Genomic DNA, 26,584 nt, shown 5'->3' with positions numbered 1-26,584 from the left:
CCCACCAACGAAGCTCACCCACATGACGCAATCCGCCTGGACTCGCTCTGGCGCTCCTGTAGACGCCAGCACCTTCACGCTCATCCAATGGGAAGCCCTGAAGAAGACAGCGCAGCTCGGCGACTACGTAATGACATGCTGCAAGGCGCCGGCAGTCCTCAAGACCAGCATCAACGGATTGCCCTTCTTTGCGCATCTGTCCGACGAATGTGCAACCGCCCCGGAGACGGTTTGGCATCACGCGGGCAAGGCGGCCGTACTCGCCGGCCTCGCCAGTCTGGGAATCGAGGGAAATGACGAGGTCCCTGGTCAGTCGCCGACAGGCGAGAAATGGGAGGCTGATGTCCTGTTCAAGGCTTCTGACCGCACCATTGCCATCGAGCTGCAGCGTTCCTACCAGCACCTGCGCGACTTCACCCGTCGGCAGGAGCGCTACGCCGAGTCCGGCGTCGAGTGCTACTGGCTGGTTCGGAAGGAGACCTTCATCACCCTGGCCAAGGCAACCTCTCGGCTGCTGCTCAAGCGCGACTACGGAAACGTCTTCCCACCTGGCGGCATCGGCACGGGCATGCTGTCCGAGTTGCCGGTGGCGATGCTGGACACAGAAAACTCTCAGCGGGTGATGTTCGGCGGCCTCAAAGCGGCAACCGTGCCGGCATGGCTCGCCGGCATCCTGAACAGAAGCTACCAATATCGCGGCGGATCCTGGAACCTTGACTAGCCCAGGGTGGCTCGCAGCGCTTCACGTCGATCGGCGAGCGCAATGGCAGAGCACCATTCGGCTTGGAGACCACGCTGGTGGGAGCGAGGTCAGGTGGAACCGCTTCGCGCCAGCGCCAGCAGTTGGGGAGCATCCTTTAGCAGAGGCGGGAGCGACAGCGCCAGCAGCAGGGCCGCCAGCGGCACGACGCAAACGAAGCCAACGTGCTTGAAGCCCAACGCTCCCGCTACGCCGCCCAGCACGAACATCCCGACCAGGCCACCGGCCTGCCTCAGGCGGGCGGGATTGTGCCGAACATGGCCCTGTGCCTGCGCCTCGAGGCGATTCCAGTACAGCATCTTGCCGAGCTCGATGCCCACGTCGGTGATGTTGCCGGTCATGTGGGTCGTGCGAATGCTGCCCCCCGAGGTCTTGGACGCGACGGCGTTCTGAAGCCCCATGATGAAGGCCAGCAGCAGCACGGTGATCGGCACCGCGAACGGCGTGGGCCAAGTCAGCGTGATGGCCCCCATCAGGCCGAAGGGGAACATCAGTGCCGCTTCGAGCATCAGCGGCAAGGCATAGACGCTGTGGAGCCGGTGCTGCTTGCCCCAGTTCACGAGCATCGCGCAGACCGCCGCGCCCAGAACGAACGCGAGGATGGCCCCCAGGGCATTGAGCCAAAGCGTCGCATTGCCCAACACCAGCCCGTCCGCCAACTGGGAGGTAAACCCCGTCATGTGCGAGGTGTACATGTGCAGGACGAGGAAGCCGCCAGCATTCACCGCACCGGCATTGAAGGCCAGCAGCAGCCCCAGCGCCCGGTTGCTGGCGACGAGGCGGCGACGGTGGGTAAGGAGCTTGAGTCTGCGCATGTAAGGGGGCCGAGTGCGGCCCGGACACTTCGACGGCGTGTTGTCGTCGAAGCGCATGCACAGTCACTCAACAGTGAAACATGCGTCGATTATCCGTCCGCTGCCTGAGACCCCAGCTCGATCTCGAACCGACATCTGTCTCAAGCCCATCTCTGCAAGCACTCACCACACCTCCAGCCGCGCTGAGATCGGGCTGGTCCTCGATGGACAGCGGGTGAGCAGCACCGGCCCAACAAGCGGCGCCGCGAACTGCCGGCCGATCCCAACGCATCACTGCACCCCGAGTTCAACTGGCCCGTTCACCTGCGCCTGAGCGGTCGTTCACGCTGGCCGGCGCTGGTCGCGCGCCGACATCAGCGACGCATACCGCGCGCTGACACTGTCACCATCTAGGTAGTCCGCCGCCACGCCCACGGCCTCTGCGACACGTCGGCGGACAGACGCGAGATGCATCGCCTCGGCGTGGGTCGGCATGCAGACTGGCCACCCCGCTTCGTACAGCAAATGCGCGGGAATCTCCGCCTCGGCCGCCTGCCGCCACGCTGCGCGCTCCTTGGCTTCTTGGAGCTGCGCACGCAGCGGCGCATCGAGCAGCCCTGGCGCCACGTCGGCCAGCCATTGACCGCTCTGGAACGAAAAGGTGCTGCGGACTTCCAGGCGGACCAGTTCGCGGTAGATCGCCGCGTTGTCCGCGCAGCTCGCCGCCGCCTGCAGGTCGCCACGGGATGCCAAGACGCAGAAGGCACAGGAGACGCGGCTGCTGCCGTAGATGCGGTAGGCCTCGTGCAGCACCCCACCCCGCTGCGCGATGTAGTCCAGCACATCCTGGCGCGACCAGTGGATGACCGCATGCCAGGCCAAGCCGACACCACGGACCCGGGTCAGGCCGGCATCGGGCTTGGCCACCGGCTGGCGCCTGCGCGCTGGGCTTTCGTCCCAGCGCAGCCCGATCGCCGAGACCACCGGACCGACAGGGTGGCGGGCACGGATCGCGCGCGAAATGATTTGAGATTTGAGCTCCGACGTGCAAAAGCGATGAGACGCAGAACTCCACGGCATGATGAGCTTCACGCACGACAAAGTGCGGTAGCGCTCCACATTGGCGGCCCACCGCGACAGCCAGCGGTCGAGCATGTCCCCTGCAGGCCGGCGCACGGTCAGCAGTTCCCAGCCCAGGCGCTCGGCCAGCCGCTCGCAGACGGGGGCCGAGTCGCGCCATTCGATGCGACCGAGGTCGCTGTGGATCAGCGCACGCGGTCCGGCGTGGCCCATGTGGTCCAGATGGATCTGCACGCGGTAGGCCAGGGCCTGGCTGTCCTTGCCACCGCTGACCCCTACGTAGACGGGCGCCCGTGCTGCCAGCGCCAGGTCGATCTGCGGATCGCGGGCGATGCAGAAGCGCTGGCCGGTTGCCGAGGTAGAACCTCCCAAGGCCTGGGGCTCGGCCAATGCGAGTCCTGGCAGTTCGATCTGTTGCACGGGGTGCCTCCTGATTCCAGGATAGGCAGCAACTGCGCCGCATCAACGGGCACGGCAGCGCATGCGGGAGCCGCGCGACAATGCGTCCATGTGCGACGTCCACCTGATCGAAACCTCTCGCGCGCTGCGGTCGGCGCCGGCGGATCTGCGCTGCGGCTACTGCGACGCACCGATCCATGGCGAAGCCCTGTACGTGGAGGGCCTCCTGGACGACGGTTCACCCGGCCTGTACCGCTTCGCCTACCACGAAGACTGTGCCTGGGACATGGAGCACGACGACACGGCGATCGATGCCCACGATGGCTGCTTCAACTACGGCACGCCCCTCAGTGTGGGCGACAGTCCGCTGACTGCCCTCGCGGAGGGCCAATGAGCGCGTGGTCGCTGAAGCGCACCGCGCAATGCATCAAGTGCCCGTGGCGCGTCGACGTCGACCCGCGCACCATCCCGAACGGCTACTGCGTGGACAAGCATGCAGCGCTGGCCTCGACCATCGCCGAGCCCGGCGCACTGCCCGACCCGGATGCGCCGCTGCACGTCATGGCATGCCATGAGACCGAGGACGCACATTGCGTGGGATGGCTGAACAACCAGTTGGGGCCTGGCAACAACATTGCGCTGTGCATGCGCATCCGCTCCTGCACGAACGTGAGCGCGCTGCGCCTGCGCGGCCCCCAGCATCCAACCCTGGAGGCCACCCTGCCCCTTCCGGCCCAGTCCGCATCGCAGTCGCCGCCGGACGCCGAAGCCGTGCCAGCCACGCTGGATTCCTGACCTTAAGCCGGCCTCAGGTGGACAGACCCAGCGCCGCGACAACGGCTTCCGTCATCGACTCGTTGTGCGCCTGCGGGACGTCGAACGTCTCGTGCAGGACGTTCATCGATGCGAACAGGCGCTCCAGCACGCGACCGAGTTGTGCAGGTTGGCGCAGCCGGTAGCCGGCCTGGGCGCCACTGTCCTCCTGCAGTTCCACGTCCACCAGCATCAGCAGGATCAGCTTGAGCTGGTCCGGCAGCGGCACCAGGAAGTGCAGCCAGTGGTTCCACTGCGCGTCGACGGCCCTGAAGAACCGCACGCATTCCGGAATCAGCAGCAGCGGCAGAGGGTCGTCGTCGTAGCCTTCGACCTGCACCACCATGCGGCCCGCGAAGCGGCGGACCTGGGCAGCGTCGTCGCTGAAGAGCATCAGGTGCCCTACCGTGTTGCCCACGCGGAACTCCTCGATGTCCGCACGCGAGATGACGACAACGGCAAGGTCTGCGCCCGGCGACATTCGGTCGAATCCTGCCGCATCCGTGATCCTGATCTGCATTGCAAGTCTCCTGTGAAATGAAGGCCGCGGCGCCGCTCAGCGGCCGGTACCGGGGGTGGAGTCGGTCGCAGCCGGCCTGGCCGCAAAGGGCCGCTGGCGGGCGCCCTGAGCCGCCGCTGTCTGCGCGTCCAACACATCGCGCTCGCGGAACCCAACCGGCAACCGCACCTTGGGGTCCGCGAACACCCACAGATGGAACTGGTTCGCGGAGTCCACCAGGCGCGACTCGGCCGGGTAGACCTCGAAGCCTTCATGCTCGTCGCCGACGATCATGTTCTTGATCGCCTGCAGTTCGCGCCAATCGTGGACGGCCTCTCGGTCCCGGCGCTTGATCGACAGCCAGAACATGTCGCCCGTGTCGGGTCCGAAGGGCACTGAGACCGTCTCGACGTTCACTTGGTAGCGCTCGTTCATGTAGACCGACTGGCGCCGCAGCTTCTCGACCTGCTGCATCGCCGCTTCGCGGGTGAGACCGTGGCGCGCCGCCAGCACGTCGGGGTCGAACGCGCTCGGCGGCAGGCTCGCCGCGTGGAACGGCCCCATCACGGGCCAAGGCTCGGGTGCGCAGTGCAGGGCGATTGCACTCTGGGCAAGCCGGTGCGCCAGGGCCGAGGCCCAGGCCGCCCATTCGTTCCCCAGCGTGGGGCCGACCTCGGCGTCGGCCATGCCCGGCTTGGTCCAGGTGAACCAGAAGGCGCCGGCCAGTTCCGGGCCATCATCCCGATGCCCATGGTGGACTTGGTAGCCGTCGGCCTGGAGCTGGCGACGCATCTCGTTGGCGAAGTGTGGAATGTCCATGAGTAGTGGTAGCCCCGTTGAATGGCAGCACCGTCGCCGCCAAATTCAGGATCTCGCGCCATCGGGCCGGTGCAAGCCCGCCCCGAACGCTCCCCCCCCAGGCCGATAAAATTCACCTTCGCGCGACGCGCCATCTGGCGCTGCGCGATCCTTTCAACACAGAGATCAACATCGAGAACCATGGCAACTGCAAAGAAGACCACCCAGGCCGCGCCAGCGAAGAAGACCACCAAGGCCGCTGCCCCCGCCGGCATCCGTCCGATCAAGGACACGTTCACCAAGGGCGCACTGACCAACCACCTGGCCGAGCAATCCGGCGTCGAGCCCAAGGCCGTCAAGGCGGTGCTGGCCGCCCTGGAAGCCACCGTGCTCGGCGCGGTCAACAAGAAGGGCGCGGGCGAGTTCACGCTGCCCGGCCTGCTCAAGATCGGCGTGCAGAAGGTGCCCGCCAAGCCCAAGCGCAAGGGCATCAACCCGTTCACGAAAGAAGAGCAGGTCTTTGCGGCCAAGCCCGCCACGGTGCGGATCAAAGTCCGCTCGCTCAAGAAGCTCAAGGACGCCGCGCTCTGATGCGTCGCGGCGGCGGCCGCTCGGTCAGCCGGGCGGCTCTGTCACCGCTACGCGCTCCGATCTGCATCGCCCCACCATGCGCCGCAGCCGCTGCTGCAGCGCGGACACGTGGTCAGGGAATCGCGTGAGGTTGGGGTCGGCGGCCTCCACCCCCCACCAGATGCTGGCGTAGTCCGACACCACGCCGTTGTAGCCGCAGTCCGGCCCGTCGTCCTCGAACTCCGCGCACAGGCGGCGCAGCGCCGCACGGTGGCTCAGCCGGCGCACGGCGACCAGCACCACCGGGTTCCACACCACCCAGACGTTGCCGCCGAAGCCCCGCACGGCATCGTTGCCCGAGCTCGAGAAGAACTGGTCCCAGGCCTCGCCCTGTGTGTGGCGCCCTCCCCCGGCGTCGATCCGGTCGGTCCACCGTGCCGATGGCGCGACCCAGGCCTCAAGCACGCAGCCACCCGTCTCGTACATCCCGTACTCGTAGGCCACGGTCAGCGACTCGCTGAGGCAGATCCCCGTACCGGTGTAGCTGCGCGAGCTCGAACGTCGGAACCCCTCTTGCAGGATGCGACGCCCGCTCGCGTTGCGCGTGCCATGGAAGAGCGGCCCCAGGCGGCCATCGGCGACGGTGTCCATGCCTCCAGCTTCCCAGTGCATCGCCTCGCCGCAAGGTCGCGGGCGCGCGGTCAGTCCCCGAACAGATCGAGCTGTCCAATGGCTTCCCGCCCGGCCTGTGGCCTGCGCCGCGGCGCGGCCTCGGATCGGCTCGCCGGCGCCGCGTCGTGCGGGGCGGGCACGGCGGGAGGAACCGCATCGATACGCAGCGGCTCGGGCGCGCCCGCCCGCCGCTCCTCGATGCGTCGCCGCCAGCCGCCCAGCACGTGGGCTGGCGTGTACCAGCGGCCCCAGACCTGGTTGCTCAGCGAGTTGCCGTGCAGCACGATGGCGGGGATGTGCAGCAGCGAGAGCTGCAGATAGGTCATGTGGACGCAGCGCGGATCAATGTCGATGCAGGTGGCGTGCATTGCCCCCTGGTAGTTCAGGCCCGCCTGCATCAGTGCGTCGGCCATCGCGATGACCATCCCGCCCGCGCCACAAGCCGGCTCCATCAGGTCCAGGAAGCCCTTGGCCCGAGCCTCGGTGCCGTCCCCCACCAGCAGGCGGGCGATCAACTGCGACACGTGGTAGGGCGTGAAGAACTGCCCCGCCCTGTCGTTGCCCAGGTCAAGCTGCATGTAGAGCGCGCCGAGCACATCCCCCAACTCGCCCATGGCGCAGCATTGCTCCATCGCGAGGGTCAGGTGTCCCAGCATGCGCGGGAAGCGCTCGAACTGGTCGCGCGGGTACTTCTTGGCAATCTCCAGGTAGCGCGCCTCGCGGGCATCGTACTGGCGCCGGTCCACCGCGTTGCTCAGGGACAGGCTGGCCAACTCCACGAAGTCAGAGAACACCTCGTGCTGGCTCCAGCGGTGCGCGGTTGCGCGGATCAGTTGCAGCAGTGCCTTCGTGTGGTCGGCGCCGTCCAGGGCCATCGTTGTTCCTTTCGGACCCGCCCGCGCGGGTCGTCCAGAACAGCTTCCCGCCCGAAGGGGCCGGGTCAACGCCGTGGCTTGTCTCTCACGCCGCGATCGGCTCGCGCACCCAGCCCTCGGCCGCCAGCCAAGACGGCGGCACGGCACGATGGAAACGCACCGTCGCCCAGTACTGCCGTGCGCGCGCTCGCACGGCCTCGCGGTGGTAGCGGTAGCCGCTGGGGGCCTGCTTCCTCGCGAGCTCGCCGTCATCCGCCCAGCGCAGCAGCGTCGCCGCGCTGACCCCGGCCTCCGATGCGGCCTCGCTGAGGCGCAGCCAATCCTCGCCTGCCGGGGCCGCTGGCGCTGCGGGTTGGCACAACGCCGCGCGCAAGCGCTCCAGCATCGGTCCCGAGAGGTACTGCCGCCGCCGGTCCCAACGCGCCTGCGCGACCCGAACGGTGCCGTCGCGCTTTCGGGCCTTGACCCAGGCCAGTGGCACGCCCAGCAGATCGGCCGCCTCTTCCAGCGTGTGGCCCTCCTGGGACTCGCGGCGCTTGATGGCGGCCTGCACGGTGACCAGCGGGATGCCTTCTGCCCGGCGCCAAGTCAAGCCTTCGAGCAGCACGCGCAGCCGTTCAACGGTCACGCCAACACGGCGCGCGGCCTCCTCCTCGCTGAAGCCCTGGGTCTCGCGCAGTTGGGCGCACTGCTGGCGCAGCACGTAGACAGTGCCGCGCATCGCACCCGCAGTGCCTTCCTTGTGCTGCAGCCGGCCCTCGGCGATGTGCCGCTGCAACTCACGCGGCGTGAACAGGTACTGCCGGCAGGCCGTCTCGACGGCGACCCAGGACTTCTCGCCGTCGCCGCTCGGGCACCCGCGCGCGATCCAGCGCGTCGCATCGGTGCGGGTGGCGTGCAGTTGGCCGTCCACCGGGGCTGCCGCCAGCACACCGTTGTGGATGGCGCGCCGCACGTGCGCCTGGCTGCGCCCGGCCTGGGCCGCCACTTCGGCCACCGTCAGCCCCGGGCTCCAGGGCAGCGTGAGGTGGCGCTTGGCGCCATGGGCCAGCGCCGGGTAGCGGGCCACGTAGTCCTCGAAGTCCGCTGGTGGGCCAGCCTCGCCCCAGATCGCGGCGCAGGTCGCGCAGGTGGCGGGATGCCGGCGCTGCGCCCAGAGCTTGTAGGTCACGCGCAGGTTGTCCAGCAAGGGCTTGCCGTGCCAGGGCATGGGACGGCCGGCGCGGCGGTCGGCGAGCAACCGGCCCGCCGTCTTCGGGTCGATGTACCAGGTGCCGAACTGGGTGGAGGGCCCCGGTACGCCGAAGGGATTGCAGCGCACGGCCCCCGGCACGTAGCCCATGCGGGCGAACTCGGACAATTTGTCGGAGCGGATGCCCAGGGGCTGGCGCAGGGTGGACAGGCGCACCCAGCCCTCGGGCGGCGCGGCATGCCGGGCCTTCCAGGCGGCCCAGGCCTCGTGCGGGATCACGAGCAGCCGGCCCACCTTGTGCGCAGCCAGCGTGCCCTTCTGGATGGCCTGGTGAACCACCGCGGTCGATCCTGCCTCGCGGCCTGCGTCGGCAACGGTGATGCCGCCCAGCACGTCGCCGGACTGCAGTCCGATCAGGTTGATGCGCACCTGCACGGCGACCACCGTCCGTTCCGCCGCTGGATCCCCGGTGCGCTCGCGCAGACGTGCCGTCAGTGCCCCGGCGATCTCGCCCGCACCGAGCTGGCCGACCAGGCTGGCGAGCAGCGCGACCTCGGGCGCTTGCCACTCGTAGCCGCCCTGCCCCGCCTTGCGCGGCGCAGGCCAGTCTTCGTCGGCGGGCGGGCGGCCGTGCCAGAGCGCGAACAGCGCCGGAAAGTCGTGGGCCTGCTCGCGCCGCGTGCAGGCGCCGGTCCGGCGCAGCGCCTCGACGGCCTCCTGCGGCACACCGAGCACCGCGGCCAGCTCATGCCCGGCGGCCCGCCAGCCGTGGGTCAGCACGAAGGCGCGCCAATCGGCCTGCGGAGGGTCCTGCGGGGCCATCAGCGCGTCTCCAGTTCGTCCTGCAGCGCGCAGGCGCCGGCCATCATCTGCTGGCTCGACAGCCCGGCGATGGCGCCCAGGAGGCTCACCAGCGGATCGGTCAGTGCCCGCAGCCGCGCGGTCGGGATTTCGCCCATCGCCCGGTCCCACTGGCTATAGGTCGCGGGCAGCGAGCGCCGCACCGCCCGGGCTTTCGGTGCGACCTGGCGCAGCGCCTGGGCCATCGGCATCTTGACCTTCTCGACGCCTCGGCGCGAGAAGCAGAAGAACTCGCCCGGCGCCAGCGCGTTGAGGTCGTTGAACTCGATGCGCGACGCCTTGAACTGCGGTACCAGCGCGGCCCAGGCGGTCGGGTCCTCCTGGCAGCCGATCAAGGTCAGGTTCTTGTTGCTGAAGATCGAGCGGTGCAGCGTGCCCGTGTAGCGCAGCGCGGTGATGAACAGGTCGAGCGCCCGCTTGCGGCCCCGCCCGGCGAACTCGTTGATGATCTCGGCGGCCTCGCCCACGTCCTCCTTGCGCTTCTTGGTGGCGCTGAACAACTGGCCTTCGTCGATCACGACGAACAGCGGCTTGCGGATGCGCTCGGCGGCGTCGAGGATGGCGCGGCCGTAGGGCAGGAACTCGGTGGCGTCGCGGGCGGTGACCACGATCATGGGCTGCTCACGGGTCTCCAGCAGGCTGCCCAGGTGTTCTGCGTCGCGGACGGCGGCGCCGTAGAGCGACTCCATCTCGCTCTCCGGGTCGATCAGCACGCTGACCCAGCCCTGCGCCGCGAGCTGCTCGGCCATCAACAAGCCCGCGTTGGTCTTGCCCATGCCGCGCGGGCCGACCGCGACGGCCAGCAGCCCGGTGGTGGCGTATTCGGCGAGGTCGATCGGCGCGCCGCCGAGGTCGAGCTGGGCGGTCAACATCTCGTCGCGCTGGATGACGGCGTGGGACATCAGGCGTCCTCCTTCGGTTGCAGCAGGGTGTCGCGCAGCACCAGAACCTGCTTGGGGTTGAGCGAGAAGACGACGGCGAAGTCGTCGATGAGCTGCTCGGAGATCGCGTCGAGCAGGCCGGCCTTGCGCGCCTGGGCGATCAGCTTGCGCTGCGCGGCCCAGCCGTGGCCGCCGGCTGGCGGCGGGGATGCGAGGCCGCCGATGGCGGCATGCAGTTGCTCCATGCTGTACGGCGTGGCATCGGGGCCGAGGTCGCAGGCCAGGCGCTCGTTGAGCAGCGCCAGCAGCTGCTGTGCAGGCATGAACCCGTGGATCTTGCGGATCAGCGCGCGCTCGGCGTCGGTGAACTCGCGGGCAGGTCGGTGCGCGGCCGGCACCGCGCGTTGCTGCGCCGCCGGCACGGGCAGCCCCAGGCGGCGCGCCTCCGGGCGGCGCTTGCATGCGCCGCACAGCGCGAGGGTGGGATCGTCATCATCCTCGTCGCCGAGCAGGCAGGTGCACAGCCGGCAGCGTGGCAGCGGCTCGCTAGCGTGGGCCGGGGGGCCGGCATGGTCGGGCGTCTTGAGGGGGATGCCGGTGGACAGGCCACCGAAGCCATTGAGCGATGGTGCGCTGGTCCCATTGCGGGCCGAGGGTTGCAGAGTGTGCGGTTTCATGCCGGGCTCCTTTCGCAAACACGTTACGAGCCCTCCCCGTCTCTTCAAGGTCACTGCACGATGACGCCCGCATCGCGAGAGACCGGCCGCCAGCGGCGCGCGCTACCTGCCCCGCACCAGCGACGACGGCGCGGTGGCCGGCCCGGTTCGGTCAAGGCCGTCGCGCGCCCGCCGGTGCGTGGTGCTGCATCGATGCAGCTCACCTGCAGACCACCGATAGCGCATGGACCATGCACCGCAACGTGTCACCCGCAAAAAGTTGGCAGGGAGCGCCGACCATCGATGCGAAAGCTGGCCCTGCCAAGCTGCGGCAGCCATTCAGCCGTTCGGCATGGGATGCGTGATGGGTCGGATGAACGCGCCCGACTGACCTGCCATCGTCCCAAGGCGACCGCTGACCGATGTGCAGGCGGCACCTGTCCGCAGTGATAATTTCAGTTACAGGCCGATGTGTGCATCGGTACGGAGAGGAGATGCGAATGGGTGCGAAGAAACAGAACCTGATCCAACCCCTGTCGTGGGTGAAGCTGGACCCCGACTACCAGAACCGCAAGGGCTACGACCCCGACTTCCTGGCCCTGCGTGTTCCCGCGCCGAAGCTCGGCAAGGCGCTGCGCAAGACGGCCACGCTGGGAGTGCTTGCCTACGAGCACTTCTCGGTCCTGCTCCACCCCGAGCGCAAGTTCGCCTTCTGGACCGCCGTGAACATCGATGGGGCCAGCGAACGGCGGCTGGGCAACCGAGCCGCCGACGTCTGGTGGGCCGACAAGCGCGACGACAAGGCCTACGTCGCCCACCAGGTGAACGACACGTTCTACAAGAAATCGGGCTTTGAGCGCGGGCACCTGGTACGCCGGCTCGATCCTGCCTGGGGCAGCGACGACGACGAAGCCGCGCGCGGCGAAGCGGATTCCTTCCATTTCACGAACTGCACGCCCCAGGTGCCCAAGCTCAACAAGCAATGGTGGGCCAAGGTCGAGAATCACGTGCTCGATACCGCCAACGCCCGCGACCAGCAGATCAGCGTGTTCTCCGGCTGTCTGTTCACGACGGCCGACCCACCCTACAGGGGGGTGAACATCCCGCTCGCCTACTGGAAAGTCGTGGCCTGGACGGTGGGCAAGTCCCGGCCGCAGCTGCGCTCCCTTGGCTTTTTCGTCAAGCAAGACGAAGCCGTGGCGAAACTGCTCAAGTCCAAGACCGTCCAGCCGCTGGCGGTCGAGCTCGACGCGGTGCCCGCCGCGATCCAGGGCTACCAGACCACCGTGGAAGAGCTTGAGAGCAAGACGGGACTGTCGTTCGGCGCGCTGGCGGACAAGACGGTCGATGTCTACGCACGCAAGCGCTCGACCCGCCTGGCGCCGCTGGCCTTCGACACGGTGGACGTCTACCGCCGCCTGCGCAAGCCAGCCGACCTCATCACGGAGTGAACTGCATGAGCGCCACCATCGACCCCGCCGTTGCCCGAGCCGCCGAGCGCGGTGCCCGCGTGGGTGTGCTCGTCCTTGTTGAGAAGCAAGCCCATCGCGGCCCGGCGCCCCTCGCGCTCGATGCGAACCTTCAGACAATGGGTGAGCGCGCGCAGGAGGTCTGCCACGAAGCCCGAGCCCTCCTGCTCGATCCCTTGTGCCGCACCGACCAAGCGGGCGCCGCTGGTCTCGCACCGCTCGCGGCACCAGCCATTCCCCAGGCGGGCGCCGTGGTGCTCGAGAACCTCGGAGCGGTCATGGCGGCCGTCGATCCGGCCAACCTCGCCAAAGTGGGCGAGATCCCCGGCGTGCGCAAGGTCATCGCCATCCCGCATTTCGTCCCGCTGGTCGCACCGCTGCGCTACCGCGCCGCCGCGCCGGCCGACCTGGGCGAAGGGCCGGCGAAGTCGCTCGATCGCATCGGGGTGCCGGCGCTGTGGGATCAGGACCTGCTCGGGGAAGGCGCCACCATCGGGCACTTCGACACGGGCATCAATGCCACGCACCCAGCGTTCGATGGACTGCGGTCCGCCAAGCGGCTGCGCTATGCGGCCTTCGGCGCCGATGGCAACCGCATTGCCCGGGCTCGCGCCCGGGACACGGACATCGGCGCCCTGGTGCACCACGGCTCGCACACGGCCGGCACCCTGGTCGGGGGCGAGGTCGACGGATTGCGCGTGGGCATCGCCCCCTTGGCTCGGCTGGTGAGCGTACAGATCTTTCCGCAGCCGACGCCGTCGCGTGGCGAGCAGGACCAGATCGTCGTCAATGCGTTGAACTGGATCGTCGGCGAGCGGCCCCAGGTGCTCAATCTGAGCTTCGGCGATGCCCGGTACAACGACTCCTACCTCGGGGTGATCGAGGAACTGGTGGACCAGAACATCGCGGTGGTTGCCGCGGTCGGCAACGACGGTCCGAGCAAGACCAGTAGCCCCGGCAACTATGCCGGGGTGATCGCCGTGGGTGCCGTCGATGGCCGCAGCCGCGTTTGCGCGTTCAGCGGCAGCGCGACGGTGCGCCGCTCTGCGCGGCCCGATCTGTGCGCTCCCGGTCTGGACATCCTGTCGGCCGGCAAAGGCGACGAGTTCGCCCTCTCCACGGGCACTTCGACAGCCGCCCCCCACGTCGCGGCCGTGCTGGCGCTGCTGCGCCAGCGCGCGCCGGAACGCACCCCGGCCGAGTGGAAGGCCTTGCTCAAGCGCACTGCCAGGCGGCCGGCCAGTTGGGATGCGTTGCGCGGCGGCGCCGGCATCCTGGACGCACGAAAATTGCTTTCTGAGGTATAGTGTTTCACATGCCGAAGTCTGCCACCCTGTCGAGCGCCGCGCCGACCAGTTCGCGCGGCAGTGGCGTGCGCAAGCCCGCGCACGGTGCGCGCTCGTCCGGCATGACCGCCAAGCAGATCGACCCGGCCCTGCGCCGCGCGATCGTCCAGGGCGACGTCGAGGCTCCTCTGACCGTCTTGGTCAAGCTGGACACCAAGCATTCCGGCTTTGGTAAATTCAAGGTGACCAATCGGCCTGGCAGCGCCCGCGAGCGCGCCTTCACCGAGGAAGTTGCTGCGGAAGTCGAGAACGCCGCGGCGAGCGGCGACTACCAGATCCTGTCCACGGCGGCCAATGTCGGGGTGGCCACTGTCCTGGCCTCGACGGAGATCGTGAAGCATCTGCTGCGCTCCGCCAAGGTCACGGGCATGAAGCTCAAGGCGGGTTGAAGCCCGTCCATTGCTGACAGGTAGGCCCTGACCTGGGGCACGAGCTTTTTTCGAGCCAAGGAAAAGATCGTCTCTCCGGTGCCGGAACAGGATGCCGGATGGCGATTGTCCGGCCGTCCCGAAACCACCAGCCCAGCCAGTGCCCCCCATCGGCACGCCGATGGCGAGAGCGAGCCCCCCAGCATCAATCGTTTGCATCGGGAACATCAGCGCCAGCGGGGCGTCCCTCAAGGCTCAGTAGCAAAGTCGACAGGTGCGCATCCAGCTGAGCCAGAGCGACTGCAGGCAATGCCTCGAGGAGCTTGCGCTCCTCCTCGACGTGGACTCCTACGGCACGGTTGATGAGTTCAAGTCCTCTGGAGGTTAGCTGCACCAGCATGCTGCGCGCATCGTGCTCGTTGGGCATGCGCTCTACAAGCCCACTCGCTTCAAGTCGTTTGAGACGATGGGTCATGGTGCCCGAGGTCACCATCAAGGTAGAGAACAGCGCTGTCGGACTCAAGCGGTAAGGAGCACCCGCTCGCCGCAGTGTGGCAAGCATGTCGAATTCCCAGAGGTTCAAGTCGAACTTCGCGAAGTTTGCATCCAGGCGCTGTCCCAGCAACGCAGCACAGCGATTGATGCGGCCAATGGGTCCCATCGGGCTGGCATCCAGGTCTGGCCGCTCGCGCGCCCATTGCCGGAGGATGGCATCCACGGCATCGCAAGGACGTCCTGCAGTTCCCGGCTCCATATGTCTCGACTTCAAGGTAATTTGAGTTAGTATCCATTTTATCTTGATGCGAAGATAAATGACCGTGCCAGCCTCGACCTCATCACCGCGTTGGCACGACTACGTGTCGACGGCCACTGCACCCGTCATCTGGGGTTCCACCTACATCGTCACGTCGGAACTGTTGCCGCCAGACCGGCCTTTCACGGCCGCGCTCATCCGGGTGCTGCCGGCAGGGCTGCTGCTCGTATTGCTGCAGCGCCAGTTTCCGAAGCGTCAGCAATGGCTGCGCCTCATGGTCTTGAGCGCGCTGAACATCGGCGCATTCCAGGCCTTGCTGTTTGTGGCAGCCTATCGCTTGCCCGGCGGATTAGCTGCAGTGCTGGGTGCCATTCAGCCCTTGCTCGTGATGGCGCTGGCATGGGTGGTTGACGGCAGGTCGCCGATGCGGACCACGCTGTTCGCAGCGATCGCCGGCGTCGCCGGCATGGCGGCGCTCTTGCTGTCGCCTCAGACCGTGTTCGAGCCTGTGGGCATCGGCGCAGCCTTGGCGGGCGCCGCTTCCATGGCGGCCGGTGTGTGGCTCACGCGCCGCTGGCAACTGAACATGCCGGTTCTGGCGCTGACGGGTTGGCAGTTGCTGCTGGGCGGCCTGATGCTGTCGCCACTTGCGTGGCTCGTCGATGCACCTCTGCCGGCACTCGGGACCGCGCAATGGGCTGCATTCGCCTACCTATGCCTCGCGGGCGCCATGCTGGCCTATGGGCTGTGGTTTCGCGGCATTGCCCGGCTGCCGGTGGTCGGGGTCGCATCGTTGGGACTTCTGAGTCCGCTCACGGCAGTGGTACTCGGCTGGGCCGTTCTAGGCCAGTCCATGACAGGCATGGCCTTCATCGGCCTGGCCGTCGTGTTGACCAGCGTCCTGGCAGTGCAATGGACCTCCATACCCGCAGGCTCGGCCGCGTCTTGAAGAAGTACCCTCGGCTCGCAACCTTGCCCGAGAAAAGGAAAATGGGAAACACGACCGACTTGCGACGTGAGTTGAAGAGACATTATTTTTCGGAGTTGGAATCGGACGGTTTTGTTGTTGATCAACGCAATGGACCTGAAGCCCTCACGTTTCGTCGCGTGCGCGGCGAAAGATTGCAGTTCGTGTGCATTCAATGGGACCATGGTGGCGGTCCCCGATTCAAATTGGCCTTTGGCGAAGTGAGCCCCAAGGGCACCTTCTGCCGCGGCGAACACATCCGGCCAGGGGACGTCGGCCCGGGTACTGCACCGGTCTATCTGTGTCTTTATCCCACCGGCAACGGTAGCAGTACAAGGCATTGGTTCAGGCAAGACCGAACGCTTTGGAATTCCATCCTCACGAGAAAAAGGCTGCGCTCTCCTTATGAGGTCGTCGTGGAGGTCCGCCGACTCCACTCTCAAGTGGCAGACTTCTTCCGTGCCGGGATCGTCGGCCCCAACTGCCGTCAGCAGGTCAACTCACGAACGACGGACGCGACCTGACTTCGCGCTCACGGATTGGTCCTGGCGATACCTGGCCAATCTGGCTTGGTCTTCTGCCTCAATGTGACCTGCGCACCGCTATGATTTCCTGATGACGCCAACCGCATTGCAAGACCTATCGCGCACGCAGCCCAGCGCAAGGCGGCGTCTGCGCAGGAACGCGCCCTAGCAGAGGGTCGAACCGATGCAGGGGTTCTTCGTGCTCGATCAGAACGTGATGCAACGGCCGGCGCTGCTCGACTTTCTTCGCCAGAACCCGCAAGCCAATCTGGTGCTTCCGGATACCGCCCTGGTCGAGATGAGCAAGAGCGAGCAATGGGAGCACACCTTCCGCCGCAATCTCGCGCCGCTTCGGGCCCACGCCTCGCGGTGCTTCATGTCGCTGTCGGTACAGGAAGCCCGTGAAATCGAGCTTCTCCAGGGGCAGAGCAGCCACGATCAGCTGCTGCCGGAAGAGTTCGCACAGTTGCTGCGGGGCGCAATCGAGGGCAGTCAGGCATCAGAGGGCAACGACACCTTGGCCCAGATTCGCGCGACGATGCCCTCGCTGCGCGCCGACTTCGAAGCGCACGACCTGAACGCGGCCGCAGCGAAGGAAGAGCTCGTCACCCGCGTCTTGGAAATCAGGAGCAAGCTGACGCCGCAGGAGATGCAGGCCTGCAGGGATCCGCAAGCTGGGCGACTGGCCAAGGTCATCATCGCCCGGAACATCGGTGACGGCATTTACCAAGCCTACATGGAGAGCGCCGGGGCATCGATCGCCTTCGCGCGACAGCTCAAGTCGCAACAGGGCATGTGCCTGCGCTGGTGCTACATGCTCGCGCACAACGCGCTGTCGTGGGCGGTGGACGGCGGTATAGAGCCCGCCAGGGAAAAGACCATCCTGAACGATACCCTCGACCAGGACTACGTGATCATCGGTTCCTTCTTCTCGGGCGTGATCAGCCTGGAGGCCGCCGTGACGGACGCGCTGACGGACCTGCGCGCCATGCTTCTACTGCCGCCGTTGCCGGTCGAATACCGGGCGCTCACGCCGTCAGCGCAGGATTGAGCAGGTCGACCCCTGCCCCTTTGCACTTGATCCACGGCCCTGAAGGATGGCCCTGCCCGTCCCAATCGCGCAGCGCCCGCAGTGCGTCCTCGCTGTGTTCAAAGCAATAACGCCGTTCGTAGCATTCGAACGTCAGCCCGACCGCCAGGCCGGTCGTGAAGTTGTAGCGGTGCAACCCGCACAGCACATCGCCAATCAGCCGGAGCTCACGGTAACCCTGCTCCTGCAGGAACGACAGGAGCTCCTGTGTCGGAGAGCCGGGGGGCTGGCGTACTCGCCCCGGCCAGCGCCGAACCGAGCGCCTCGCGTGGACATCCGATGTACTTGGCTCGGGGCGGCTGTCCCGCAGTACTGTGAAGGCCTCGAATCGATCACTCATGGTGGTTGTACTTGCGCAGTTGGAGAACCCGCAGAATTGTTAGATCGGCTGTCGACTACCAGGCCACGACCGCTGCGCAGAGGGCCGCATTTCGTCCTCGGAACGCAAACCGGGACCATCAGTCTTCGCCGGCACGTGGCCGAGAAAAATCCAAACCCGCGCGCGCACTCCACCTGCGGTGCATGTTCTCGCGCCACGCGGGGTCGACGGTGGCCGCAGCCGCGTCGTGCTCAACTTGGCCCGGAATGCGCTGGTCCAGGAGTTCCGCCAGAACTTCAACCGCGGCCGCCATGCCGTAGCCGTACTTCTGGACGATAAGGCCGCCGACCTCCGGTCTCTCGAGGCCCCGGCCGCATTCATCCGCGCGCCTTCGGGCTTCCTCCATGAGCTTCGCATTCAGGCGTTCCACGAACGCCTGGAGCAGATCTGCGTCGAGTTGATGCATCTATCGTTCCTCTCCCGCGCGATTCCAATGGTCCATGGTCATGGAGCCGCAGCTCCAGCATTCCTGCGCGTACCCGAGATGATGCCCGATCGAGCACGACCGAGTCCTCCTTGCGCGACGCCACGCGGCGGGGCAACCGCACGGCAGCTCACGTTGCCGGCATCCCGCAATCGGAATCTGCGTTCAACGGGAGCCGCAGTTGTGTGGCAACAGTGCGCCGAGGTTTCGCAAGCGCGCGAAGCTGCAGTGCCCACCCTTCCGGCGAAGCGTCCGATGGATGAACGGCAGCCGGAACCGCCATCGAAGCGGCCTCCAACAGGAGGGCAACCTGCCCCTTTGCAATGCCGAGCTCCTGCTGCAGACGGTTCATCTCGGCCTTGTCGACGTCGGATGCCACGCTCCCAAGGTGACCCAGCACGTGGGCAACGTGACGCGCGTAGGTCGACACAGCCCTCCAGTAGCAGGCCATCGGACCTTTTCGGCGTTTCCAGGCGCGCTCGGCTTCGTCATTCGCCTGACGCCGCAGGTCCATCATCAGGCGCGCCAGCGCGGCCTTCTCAGGTCCGGCCAGCAAGAGCAGGCTCTGAGCGGCAGGAAGTTTGAATAGGGGGTTGAGGTAGCCCATGCTCAGTTCCGGTGAGGCGACACGAGTTGTGCCGCTCAGCGACTTTCCCGCGCATCCCGCCGAGCTCAAGGGCGGATCAACGGCGCTGCGTCGGGCGCTCCGCATCCCTTGCCGTCACGCCTAGAAACCCGTTGGATCGGCTCGGCCCGGGTGGCAACGGACACCGGTGCGCTCTGGCGAGGGCGAGGAAGGACCACGGGCTCGTCACTCCTGCAGCCAACGCCTCACCACATCACGGATGAAAGCAGCGTCTTCTGGATTGCGCTGAGGGTTCCCCGCCAAATGCCCCCAGGCGCTGGGAATGCGGACCAACTGCGCATTGCGCAGGTGCTTGAGCTCGGCTTCGTTGTCCGCCGCCCGGAAGTAGAGATCCGTGGCACCGGGCAGCAGCAGCACGCGGGCCTGGATGGAGGCCAAGGCGGCGGCCAAGTCACCGTTGAACCGCTTGTTGTCGCTGATGTCGCTGTGGTACCAGGTCGTCAGGTGCGCATACAGGTTGGATGCGTGGCGGCGAGCGAAGCGCGGCTGCCAGTGGGTGGCCAGATAGTCTTCAAGGTCGCTCGCTCCGAATCGCGTGATGTGGAGCCCTTCTCGATAGAAGCGTTGGCTGAGGGCCCACCCGGCATAGACGCGCCCAAACGCGTGCAACGTCGGTGTCGGCACGCCATCGAATCGGCCACCGCCAACGTGCTCGGGCGCCGCGCGCAGCAGAGCCATCAGTCCATCCAGGAAAACCTGGTTGTGCGGCGCGGTGCGGGCGCTCCCGCAGCTGACGACGATCCGCTCAACCTGATCGGGGTGGCGACAGGCCCAGTGATAGGCCTGTTGAGCGCCCATGGACCATCCGTAGACGCAGGCGATCCTGTCCACATCGAAGACCTTCTTCAAAAGGACCTTCTGCGCATCGACATTGTCCCCGGTCGAGACACGCTCGGGATAGCTGCTGTTGTTCGAGGGGCTCGATGACTGGCCATTCCCGAACATGTCCACCATCACGATGAACCAACGCGTGGGATCAAGAATGCCTTCAGGGCCGATGAGCCATTCGAGGTCCTGGTGCTGCGCACCGAAACTCGTCGGATAGAGAATGACGTTGTCGCGCGTCGGCGCCAATGTGCCATGCGTCTTCCAGCTGAGTTTGGCCGACACGAGAGTCTGGCCAGACTCCAGGGCGAGATCGCCAGCCTCGAAGATGCCGGCCTCCGTAGGCCAAGTCTGGGACTTCACTTCATTCATTGTCATAACCGCCACCAATTGGCGCAAAGAACGCCCTCTCAGGCATCGTTGATCGGAACAGGCAACACACCAGGTCTGGGCTTGCCACTCGGAGGATCTCGCCAGCGAGGTTGCCCACACAGGCATTCAAGCCAACGCCGAAGCCATCCGGCCGACACTGGCGGTCAGGGCAATGAGGATACCGAACTCGATAGGCTTGCCTTCGCGGGCCCAGGCGCCACATGTTCGGATGCATCTCGTCGCACCGATCATGGCAATGGCCGACGCTACGTTGGACGGCTCGCCCATCGCGCAATGCTGCGCGAGGTGTGGAGGTACGATCCCAATGGCAATTGCCACCACGAAGCGAGGCAAAGATGAGCATTCCCGTAGACCTACCCACGCTGGCCGACGTCATGGCTCGGTACGCATTCGCGTACTTGCTCACGAACCCTGGGGAAGGCGCACCGCACGCCGTGGCTGTCCTGCCCCGTTTGGCCCATGGCCGCCTGGTGCTCGACTCCGTTGGACGCCGCACGCGGACTAATCTGGCCGCGCATCCCGAGGTGGCCATCGTCTGGCCACCCACCTCCCTCGCGGACTACTCGTTGATCGTTGACGGGCGCGCCACGCTGATCGGCGAAGACAGCGTGTCGATCACGCCTGGCCGAGCCGTGCTGCACAGGCCGGCAGAACGCTCTGCTGCCGTCACAGTCGGAGCGTGCGGTTCCGATTGTGTGGAGTTGCCAGTCCCGGCTGCGTAACCCGGCTCAGTGGCATCGCACACCTAGCCGTCGTCCGCCGCCGCGCAGTTCGACGCAGCGCCTCATTCGCCGTTCGCACCGGCTGACAGGCAAGCGCTTGCCGCATTCGCCACCGGCAATCGCCCGCCATGCTGGCCGTTTGCCGGCGGCGCTTCACCAGAGTCCCGCCAGGCTCATGGCGCGGGCCGCACACTGGGGGCTCGCCACGTTTCCGTGAAGGAAGCCTTCCCGGCCTGTCCGGGCGTCGCAGTCGTCACCTGCCCAGCGCGGGCTCATCCCGCCAACTCTTTCCCCCTGGGAGCACCGTCTCCCTGGGAGCGGTGTTCCCTCCAGCCATAGGAGAACACCATGAAACCGTCACCCACCGACCGTCATCACCCGGTCCCGGTCACACGCACCGTCGACCTCGAGGCCCTGCTCGGTGACAACGATGCCCAACTCGTCTACGAGGGACTGTATCGGCTGCGCGAGACCAAGGTCGAAGCCCTCAGCGTGGTTCGGGCCGAAAGCGTGCGCCCCAACGGCCGCGACTTGGAGCCCTGGGATTTCGGCATCCCGCAGATCGACCGGCTACTGGCCCGCTTCGGTGCCGAGCCCGCCGAGCGGCTCGTCGAATCCTCACCGGCGCAGGGCCACTGACATGGGACCGACGCCCTACCAGTACCTGCCCCTATGGGCCAAGGTGGCGATCGAACGCCTCGACGCCGATGCACAACTGCGCAGCGAAGCCATGCTCGACGAACTCATCGCAAGCTACGCGCGCTCCTATGGCGACTCGGTCGACGAACATACCCGCGAGTCGGCTCGGCACATCTGCCGCCGTCGCTTCGTGGGCTCGTACACCGAACCGGCACTGCTCGAGCCCGTGCCGCCCGGAACCCTGCGGCTGGTGCGGCTCGCGAGGGAAGGCGCCTTGAGCCCCGGAGACCGGGTTGCCACGCAGCGCCTGGGCGAGTGCGAAGTCACCCGGTTGCATTCACCGCACGCGATCGAGGTGCGAGACCCATCGACGGGCCGGCACTACCTCATCAGCGGCTTGGACTTCGGTCCCGACGCACGCCTTGTGAATGCCGCACCCCGGCCTGCCAAGGCGTAGGGGGCGGGCCGATCCAGTTCGCAGCCAAGCCTGGTGCTTCTTGCCCAGGCCCCCGCAGATGCGCATGCATCTGTGCCCTAACCCGAGTCCGCGCGGAGTGCCCGAGCGGGCGCCGCGCGCATTCGCAACTTCGACAGGACATCCGATGCAATGCAACCGACCTCCCCAGCCAGCACGGTCCGCTGGCTTCGAGAAGACCCAGGCCCACGAGTACATCTGCACCACCTGGTTCGAGCGTGATCGCGCCCACATCGCCCTCTCGACGCCTCGCGGCCGTGTCGTGTTCGAGCTTTGGGACGACGCGGTCCTCGATGCGATCGAAACGGGCTACCTGAAGCCCCCGAGCGTGCCTCGTCCGCGTGATGGCGACTGGCTGCCCGCCGCCGTGCAGTACGCGATCGACATGCACCTGATCCCTTCCATCTGATGGCCAGGCAGCACACCGGGCTGCCCCGATGCCATCGGCCCACCAACCTTCGCAAACCAAGGATGCAATCCATGAGCCGACACTTCATCCACCTCCACCAAGGCGACCGCAAGATCACTGTGGTTGCCGGCTACGACCGACCGCTGCGCGAGCTGTTCCTGCACGTCATGCACGACAACGATGCCGGCGGACGGGAAGAGACGTTCCTGTTCGACAGTCTCGACGCACGTGGGCATGACTGGACCGACATCAACACGGTGGCGGACCAGTTGGCCCTGCTCGCGATCGAGGTTCCTGCCAGCATGATCGAAGGCATCTTCCTGGACCAGTGCTTCAACGCCGGCAACCGCGTGGTCGAGCACTACGTCGACCAGCCCGCTGTCGTTCGGGCCGCCGGTTGAGCCCCGTCGGGCCAGGCGAATCTCGCGCGGAGCGCATGAGTCCGGGACTCAGCGCTCCGCCCGTGCGTCTGGGCCCAGGCTTGCGCTCCAAGGGCGCGCCGGTGCCGAACGTCCTGAAGGGACGCGCGACCACCGCGCGCCGCCGAACTGCTCGGCGCTATGCCGGCATGTCCGCCAGCGTTTCCAGGCAGGCAGTGGCGACCTCCTGGCCCTTCTTGACGAAGTGCTCACGAAAGAAGCGCTGATGCTCTTCGTGGTCGTGGAAGTCCCGGGGTGTCAGCACCGCCGTGAAGACCGGCACGCCTGTGTCGAGCTGGACCCGCATCAGTCCGTCGATCACCGCCGAGTTTACGAACTCGTGCCGGTAGATGCCTCCGTTGACCACCAGCCCGCACGCGATGATTGCGTCGTACTTGCCGCTTTGAATGAGCCGCTGTGCCCTGAGCGGAATCTCAAAGGCACCAGGGACCTTGGACTGGTGGACGCGGTCGGCCGAGATACCGTGGCGCTCCAGTTCGGCCAATGCCGCACCAATGGCGCTGTTGACGATGTCCTCGTGCCATCGCGAGCTGACGATGGCGATACGTGGGATGTCCCGTCGCGCCTGCTCTGTGGGGGCGCTGCCGGATGGGGAAGTAAAGGTCTGATCCATGGAAAACTCTTGCAGAGTGGTTGCCAGAATCAGGGCGCACGCAGGCAAAGGCCGCGGCCCGCTCGCGCGCGCCCCAGCCTTCGCTACGCTCTCTTTCATCCGGACTGTGACCGTCGGCTCTGGCATCGCACCAGATCTGCTGACCCTGGCCCACATGGCGTGGACCAGGCGCTCGCGGGCTCCCGCATGAACTGCGGATACCGCCGGTGGGGAATTGCACCCCGCCCTGAGAACGCTGCCGACCGATTAGGGTCGGCACCCAGATTGTAGTGCGGTGCAACATGACTCCTGCACCTGACGACTCGGCAATGCGCTCCGCCATGCAGTGCAGCCCGCTACCATGATGGGCAATCTGGCAAACAAGAACGGGACGGAACCATGCCGCGATACGAAGTGCGCGCCGACCTTGCCGAGGTCGAGGCGACGTTGAGGGAGGCGCTGACGCCGCAGGAATTGGCCACCCTGCGCATCGAGGCGGCGCCGAAGGCTGCGAACAATCCTTTCGCACCGGGAGCCCGCCGAGGCGAGCCCGTGAGCACGACGGTGCTGGTGTGGATCGCTGGCGCCGCAGCCAGTGGCATCGCCTACGACCTCATGAAGGCACTCACGATCAAGGTCTACGAACTGCTGCACGCCAAGTACGGCGCCTCCAAGGTCAAGAAGGATGAGTCCGCCGACTAGCTGGCTCTTTCCCCGGCCGCACGCCCTGCCGGGTGAAGATGCAGCCTATTTTCCCGACACAGGCTTCACCGTGGTGCCAGAGGCGCGCTGGAGCGAGCAGGATTTCGCCAACCTGGGAGAAGGCAGCCAGCCCTTCTCTGCCGACTTCTTGGAGTACGCGGCACTGGTTGGCCATGAGCAGACCCATTGGATCCAGGCCAATGCCTTCGCCTACGGACGATTCCTGGCACGGATCGACCAGGCGCGCTCGGAGATCGCAGAGTCGTTCATCGGCCTCTTCACGTCCGAACAGGTGGAGCTACTCACCAGCCGGCGTCTGCAGGGCCAGGTCGTGCTGAAGCTGGCGCCCAGCCACCGCATCCTGAAGCGAAGAGAGTTCGGGCCGATCGGCGCCCTCCTTCAGCGGCACTGGTGGAGCCTGGGCTTGCTGCGCCATGAGTTGGAGGAATCGGACCGGCTGCTGGGCGGCCTGGAGCCTTCGGCCTTTCGGTTCGGCCTGGCCGTCCTGTACGCCGAGGCAGGCCCCTACGTCAGCCGGGTGGCGATGCTGCCGCCCCCGGCGCTGAAGGCATTGGCGCGGGAGCGCGCGCCGACCGGCAGCTATGGCCGTGCACTGGCCCAATGCGACTACCCCGAACTCTCCAGCGTCGCGATCGCCGAGTGCTGTGCGGTGCTCGACCAGCATTGGGCCTACGCCCACGCCGCGGAGTCGTTCCGCCGGCGCGGGGACGCTGCGTCGGCAGATCGTCTGCACCGCACCCATGTCGCATCCTGGGAATCCAAAGAGCCTACGCAGTACGGCGATGCCTTCCGCGCCTTCGCGCACTTCTGTCCGCACCTCGACCTGAATGCGCCCCGGCCCCTGCTCACGCTGGGCATCGCCGGCTGCCTGGCCATGGACGGCAATTTCCCTCCGGAGGCGAAAGGCGGTCGACCGACCTGGCTGGACATCTCGCCGCCTCTGCGCTTCCTGCGCCTGATTCGGGCGGTACGCCGCGTCGGCGTGGTACCGGTCGACGTCCTCTGCGATCTCACGCCAGCCAAGACGCGCGCCTACTGCGAAGACCTGCTGGACGCGGCCGGCCTGCCGCAATCGACCCACCACCGGCTGCCCCGCATGCCAGCCCATGCCCAGGACCTCTCACCGATGGGTTCGCTGCGCCGCCTGTTCCACGACGCCCACGTCGCCTCCACGCACCTGCGGCGCCTCATGCCCGCAGCGCTCCTGGCGCCCAGCGAGACGGCGATCCATCGGGCGGACGAACTGGTCTATGGCACGCTCAAGGCCTCCAGCTTGGCGAGGCTTCCCCCGCTGATGAGCGTGGGCGGTCGATCCGTGCCCATCGGGCTCGACCCGACACGCTTCGCGGAGTGCGCGGTCGCAGGGGCGTATCAGCGGCTGCTGTGGCAGTTGATCGGCGATACCGGTCCGTTGCGCTTTGCGGGGCTCCCGACCGATGGAGCCGGTCTGGCGGCGGCAAGGCGCGCCCTGACGGTGCTGCGCGAGCGTACCGAGCGGCCTGTGGCCATGCAGCTTGGTGACGACGCGGTACCAAGCCTTTGAGCGCTTCGGTCGACGAACGTCCCCATTTGCGCAGTTGAGATGCCGCCATGCAAGCGCGTCACGTCAGCCCAAACCTCGTGTCCCATGGCTGTGAGTTGTGCGCCGCGCCAGCGCACGAAGCCGTTGTCCTGGGGCGTCGTGTGCGCGATGAGAAGCGCCTGGCGGGGGCCGGTGTTGCTCGTGGCGGGAGGTCACTACCTGCGTTGTCGATCTGCCATGAGGCTCAAAGGCCACTCAGCCGAGACTCTGCGGGTGGCCCGGGGCTCACACACCCATCGGATAGGGTGCGCGCACCTGCACGTAGTCGGACAGCCAAGGCGATGGAATCACGCCGTTGTTGGCCAACATGGATTCGACGGTCCTTTCGCTGACGTTGTTGATTCATTTCCAAAGCTGGGCCATTTCGGGACGCTTTCACGTTGAAATCTGAGCCACGTTGCCGCTCTATCCTGCTGAATTTTTCAGCGCGGGGGAGCAGGAGTGATCAACGTGAGCACATTGAGCAAGTTACGCCGCCTCGTGCTGAGGCAGGACGTGTCGGTGCGCGAGGCCAGCCGGCGGCTGGGCATCTCGCGCAACACAGCCACCAAGTGGCTCAAAGACGGTCAGATGGCCGAACCCCGATACCCGCAGCGGGTGTCGGGACCGAGCATCCTGGATCCGTACAAGGAGCAGTTGAGCCAGTGGCTCAAGGCCGATAGCCACCGCAGCAAACGCGATCGTCGCGGGATCAAGGCGATGTTTGAAGCGCTGCGGGCGCAGGGCTATGGCGGTAGCCGAGGCCCGGTCTACGCATTTGCCCAGCGCTGGCAGCAAGAGCAAGGCAACGCTGCGCGCGGCGCGGGGTTTGTCCCATTGAGCTTCGAACTGGGGGAGGCGTTCCAGTTTGACTGGAGCTGCGAGTACCTGTTCATCGGCGGGCTGCGCCGCCGCCTGGAGGTGGCCCACACCAAGCTGGCAGCCAGCCGCGCCTTCTGCCTGGTGGCGTACTACAGCCAGGCGCACG

Annotated in this window: 32 protein-coding genes, 1 pseudogene and 1 riboswitch; of the genes and pseudogenes, 18 read left to right on the top strand and 15 right to left on the bottom strand. The window is 66.7% G+C overall.

Annotation, left to right across the window (positions count from 1 at the left end):
• The first annotated feature begins 22 nt into the window (after window positions 1-22).
• A complete protein-coding gene (locus ACTIF6_RS13340; protein ID WP_244386795.1) occupies window positions 23-721 on the top strand; it encodes a competence protein CoiA family protein in 699 nt (232 codons plus the stop codon).
• 89 nt (window positions 722-810) lie between these two features.
• On the opposite strand, the gene ACTIF6_RS13335 is transcribed toward ACTIF6_RS13340, so the two are convergent.
• Together ACTIF6_RS13335 and ACTIF6_RS13330 are read right to left on the bottom strand one after the other, a co-directional pair.
• Window positions 811-1,575, bottom strand: coding sequence for a YoaK family protein (locus ACTIF6_RS13335; RefSeq protein ID WP_244451715.1), 765 nt, complete (start codon window positions 1,573-1,575; stop codon window positions 811-813).
• A gap of 321 nt (window positions 1,576-1,896) precedes the next feature.
• On the bottom strand, window positions 1,897-3,054 hold the full coding sequence (locus tag ACTIF6_RS13330) for a phosphoadenosine phosphosulfate reductase family protein (protein WP_244386797.1): 1,158 nt from the start codon (window positions 3,052-3,054) through the stop codon (window positions 1,897-1,899).
• An 88-nt stretch (window positions 3,055-3,142) separates the two neighbouring features.
• Between ACTIF6_RS13330 and ACTIF6_RS13325 the strand changes: the two genes are divergently transcribed.
• Window positions 3,143-3,427, top strand: coding sequence for a hypothetical protein (locus ACTIF6_RS13325; protein ID WP_244386798.1), 285 nt, complete (start codon window positions 3,143-3,145; stop codon window positions 3,425-3,427).
• A complete protein-coding gene (locus ACTIF6_RS13320) occupies window positions 3,424-3,828 on the top strand; it encodes a DUF6283 family protein (protein ID WP_244386799.1) in 405 nt (134 codons plus the stop codon). Before ACTIF6_RS13325 ends, ACTIF6_RS13320 begins: the two co-directional genes overlap by 4 nt.
• Before the next feature lie 13 nt (window positions 3,829-3,841).
• Here ACTIF6_RS13320 and ACTIF6_RS13315 read toward each other — a convergent pair whose 3' ends face one another.
• Entirely contained in the window at window positions 3,842-4,366 is a 525-nt protein-coding gene (locus ACTIF6_RS13315; RefSeq protein ID WP_244386800.1) for a hypothetical protein, read from the bottom strand.
• 36 nt (window positions 4,367-4,402) lie between these two features.
• A complete protein-coding gene (locus ACTIF6_RS13310; protein WP_244386802.1) occupies window positions 4,403-5,164 on the bottom strand; it encodes a DUF7694 domain-containing protein in 762 nt (253 codons plus the stop codon).
• A 180-nt stretch (window positions 5,165-5,344) separates the two neighbouring features.
• Between ACTIF6_RS13310 and ACTIF6_RS13305 the strand changes: the two genes are divergently transcribed.
• Window positions 5,345-5,734 carry an HU family DNA-binding protein gene (locus ACTIF6_RS13305; protein ID WP_244386804.1) on the top strand — a complete coding sequence of 130 codons (390 nt, stop codon included), beginning with the start codon at window positions 5,345-5,347 and terminating at the stop codon, window positions 5,732-5,734.
• Window positions 5,735-5,758: 24 nt separating this feature from the next.
• On the opposite strand, the gene ACTIF6_RS13300 is transcribed toward ACTIF6_RS13305, so the two are convergent.
• From ACTIF6_RS13300 to ACTIF6_RS13280, 5 genes are all read right to left on the bottom strand, one after another.
• Window positions 5,759-6,364, bottom strand: a complete 606-nt coding sequence (locus tag ACTIF6_RS13300) for a hypothetical protein (RefSeq protein WP_244386806.1) — start codon at window positions 6,362-6,364, stop codon at window positions 5,759-5,761.
• A 50-nt stretch (window positions 6,365-6,414) separates the two neighbouring features.
• Window positions 6,415-7,260, bottom strand: coding sequence for an N-6 DNA methylase (locus ACTIF6_RS13295; protein ID WP_244386807.1), 846 nt, complete (start codon window positions 7,258-7,260; stop codon window positions 6,415-6,417).
• A gap of 85 nt (window positions 7,261-7,345) precedes the next feature.
• Complete coding sequence (locus ACTIF6_RS13290) at window positions 7,346-9,274, bottom strand: hypothetical protein (RefSeq protein ID WP_244386809.1); 1,929 nt, start codon at window positions 9,272-9,274, stop codon at window positions 7,346-7,348.
• A complete protein-coding gene (locus tag ACTIF6_RS13285) occupies window positions 9,274-10,215 on the bottom strand; it encodes a hypothetical protein (protein WP_244386817.1) in 942 nt (313 codons plus the stop codon). The genes ACTIF6_RS13290 and ACTIF6_RS13285 overlap by 1 nt, the downstream gene beginning before the upstream one ends.
• On the bottom strand, window positions 10,215-10,871 hold the full coding sequence (locus tag ACTIF6_RS13280) for a hypothetical protein (RefSeq protein WP_244386826.1): 657 nt from the start codon (window positions 10,869-10,871) through the stop codon (window positions 10,215-10,217). The genes ACTIF6_RS13285 and ACTIF6_RS13280 overlap by 1 nt, the downstream gene beginning before the upstream one ends.
• Before the next feature lie 479 nt (window positions 10,872-11,350).
• Here ACTIF6_RS13280 and ACTIF6_RS13275 point away from each other — a divergent pair, with 479 nt between their 5' ends.
• From ACTIF6_RS13275 to ACTIF6_RS13265, 3 genes are read left to right on the top strand one after another with little or no spacing between them, the layout of a single operon-like run.
• Entirely contained in the window at window positions 11,351-12,301 is a 951-nt protein-coding gene (locus ACTIF6_RS13275) for a DNA/RNA non-specific endonuclease (RefSeq protein WP_244386828.1), read from the top strand.
• A gap of 5 nt (window positions 12,302-12,306) precedes the next feature.
• On the top strand, window positions 12,307-13,626 hold the full coding sequence (locus ACTIF6_RS13270; RefSeq protein WP_439588445.1) for a S8 family peptidase: 1,320 nt from the start codon (window positions 12,307-12,309) through the stop codon (window positions 13,624-13,626).
• 8 nt (window positions 13,627-13,634) lie between these two features.
• Window positions 13,635-14,054, top strand: coding sequence for a hypothetical protein (locus ACTIF6_RS13265; protein WP_244386831.1), 420 nt, complete (start codon window positions 13,635-13,637; stop codon window positions 14,052-14,054).
• Window positions 14,055-14,238: 184 nt separating this feature from the next.
• On the opposite strand, the gene ACTIF6_RS13260 is transcribed toward ACTIF6_RS13265, so the two are convergent.
• The gene (locus ACTIF6_RS13260) at window positions 14,239-14,787 is read right to left on the bottom strand and encodes a MarR family winged helix-turn-helix transcriptional regulator (protein WP_244386833.1); all 549 of its coding nucleotides are present in this window, start codon (window positions 14,785-14,787) and stop codon (window positions 14,239-14,241) included.
• Window positions 14,788-14,845: 58 nt separating this feature from the next.
• On the opposite strand from ACTIF6_RS13260, the gene ACTIF6_RS13255 reads away from it, so the two are divergent.
• The 3 genes from ACTIF6_RS13255 (at window position 14,846) to ACTIF6_RS13245 (ending at window position 17,329) form a co-directional block, all read left to right on the top strand.
• Window positions 14,846-15,736: an EamA family transporter gene (locus ACTIF6_RS13255; protein WP_244386835.1), complete on the top strand. Its 891-nt coding sequence runs from the start codon at window positions 14,846-14,848 to the stop codon at window positions 15,734-15,736.
• A gap of 41 nt (window positions 15,737-15,777) precedes the next feature.
• Complete coding sequence (locus ACTIF6_RS13250) at window positions 15,778-16,278, top strand: hypothetical protein (protein ID WP_244386837.1); 501 nt, start codon at window positions 15,778-15,780, stop codon at window positions 16,276-16,278.
• A 184-nt stretch (window positions 16,279-16,462) separates the two neighbouring features.
• A complete protein-coding gene (locus tag ACTIF6_RS13245) occupies window positions 16,463-17,329 on the top strand; it encodes a hypothetical protein (protein WP_439588444.1) in 867 nt (288 codons plus the stop codon).
• Here the strand turns inward: ACTIF6_RS13245 and ACTIF6_RS13240 are convergent.
• From ACTIF6_RS13240 to ACTIF6_RS13225, 4 genes are all read right to left on the bottom strand, one after another.
• Window positions 17,307-17,708 carry a hypothetical protein gene (locus tag ACTIF6_RS13240; protein WP_244386843.1) on the bottom strand — a complete coding sequence of 134 codons (402 nt, stop codon included), beginning with the start codon at window positions 17,706-17,708 and terminating at the stop codon, window positions 17,307-17,309. The genes ACTIF6_RS13245 and ACTIF6_RS13240 overlap by 23 nt on opposite strands.
• A gap of 118 nt (window positions 17,709-17,826) precedes the next feature.
• On the bottom strand, window positions 17,827-18,153 hold the full coding sequence (locus ACTIF6_RS13235) for a hypothetical protein (protein ID WP_244386844.1): 327 nt from the start codon (window positions 18,151-18,153) through the stop codon (window positions 17,827-17,829).
• A gap of 148 nt (window positions 18,154-18,301) precedes the next feature.
• On the bottom strand, window positions 18,302-18,778 hold the full coding sequence (locus ACTIF6_RS13230; RefSeq protein ID WP_244386845.1) for a hypothetical protein: 477 nt from the start codon (window positions 18,776-18,778) through the stop codon (window positions 18,302-18,304).
• Window positions 18,779-18,982: 204 nt separating this feature from the next.
• Entirely contained in the window at window positions 18,983-20,014 is a 1,032-nt protein-coding gene (locus ACTIF6_RS13225; protein ID WP_244386846.1) for an alpha/beta fold hydrolase, read from the bottom strand.
• Between the two features lie 356 nt (window positions 20,015-20,370).
• Between ACTIF6_RS13225 and ACTIF6_RS13220 the strand changes: the two genes are divergently transcribed.
• The 5 genes from ACTIF6_RS13220 to ACTIF6_RS13200 all read left to right on the top strand — a co-directional run bounded on the left by ACTIF6_RS13220 (window position 20,371) and on the right by ACTIF6_RS13200 (window position 22,681).
• A complete protein-coding gene (locus tag ACTIF6_RS13220; protein ID WP_439588443.1) occupies window positions 20,371-20,757 on the top strand; it encodes a hypothetical protein in 387 nt (128 codons plus the stop codon).
• 348 nt (window positions 20,758-21,105) lie between these two features.
• On the top strand, window positions 21,106-21,396 hold the full coding sequence (locus tag ACTIF6_RS13215; RefSeq protein ID WP_244386850.1) for a hypothetical protein: 291 nt from the start codon (window positions 21,106-21,108) through the stop codon (window positions 21,394-21,396).
• Window position 21,397: 1 nt separating this feature from the next.
• On the top strand, window positions 21,398-21,853 hold the full coding sequence (locus ACTIF6_RS13210; protein WP_244386851.1) for a hypothetical protein: 456 nt from the start codon (window positions 21,398-21,400) through the stop codon (window positions 21,851-21,853).
• A 145-nt stretch (window positions 21,854-21,998) separates the two neighbouring features.
• Complete coding sequence (locus ACTIF6_RS13205; RefSeq protein ID WP_244386852.1) at window positions 21,999-22,280, top strand: hypothetical protein; 282 nt, start codon at window positions 21,999-22,001, stop codon at window positions 22,278-22,280.
• 71 nt (window positions 22,281-22,351) lie between these two features.
• The gene (locus ACTIF6_RS13200) at window positions 22,352-22,681 is read left to right on the top strand and encodes a hypothetical protein (RefSeq protein WP_244386853.1); all 330 of its coding nucleotides are present in this window, start codon (window positions 22,352-22,354) and stop codon (window positions 22,679-22,681) included.
• 157 nt (window positions 22,682-22,838) lie between these two features.
• Here ACTIF6_RS13200 and ACTIF6_RS13195 read toward each other — a convergent pair whose 3' ends face one another.
• Entirely contained in the window at window positions 22,839-23,333 is a 495-nt protein-coding gene (locus ACTIF6_RS13195) for a 6,7-dimethyl-8-ribityllumazine synthase (RefSeq protein ID WP_244386855.1), read from the bottom strand.
• An 83-nt stretch (window positions 23,334-23,416) separates the two neighbouring features.
• Window positions 23,417-23,571, bottom strand: a riboswitch (FMN riboswitch).
• A 140-nt stretch (window positions 23,572-23,711) separates the two neighbouring features.
• On the opposite strand from ACTIF6_RS13195, the gene ACTIF6_RS13190 reads away from it, so the two are divergent.
• The 3 genes and pseudogenes from ACTIF6_RS13190 to ACTIF6_RS13180 all read left to right on the top strand — a co-directional run.
• Entirely contained in the window at window positions 23,712-24,014 is a 303-nt protein-coding gene (locus ACTIF6_RS13190; RefSeq protein WP_244386856.1) for a hypothetical protein, read from the top strand.
• Window positions 23,998-25,578 (top strand): hypothetical protein, encoded by a 1,581-nt coding sequence (locus ACTIF6_RS13185; RefSeq protein ID WP_244386858.1) that lies wholly within the window; start codon window positions 23,998-24,000, stop codon window positions 25,576-25,578. Before ACTIF6_RS13190 ends, ACTIF6_RS13185 begins: the two co-directional genes overlap by 17 nt.
• Window positions 25,579-26,067: 489 nt before the next feature.
• A pseudogene (locus ACTIF6_RS13180) lies at window positions 26,068-26,584 on the top strand (IS21 family transposase); the annotation flags it as partial.

This window comes from Hydrogenophaga sp. (assembly GCF_051860785.1).
Lineage (GTDB): Bacteria > Pseudomonadota > Gammaproteobacteria > Burkholderiales > Burkholderiaceae_C > Hydrogenophaga.
Note: the sequence above shows the minus strand (reverse complement) of the source record. Positions and strands in the feature narration are given on the sequence as shown.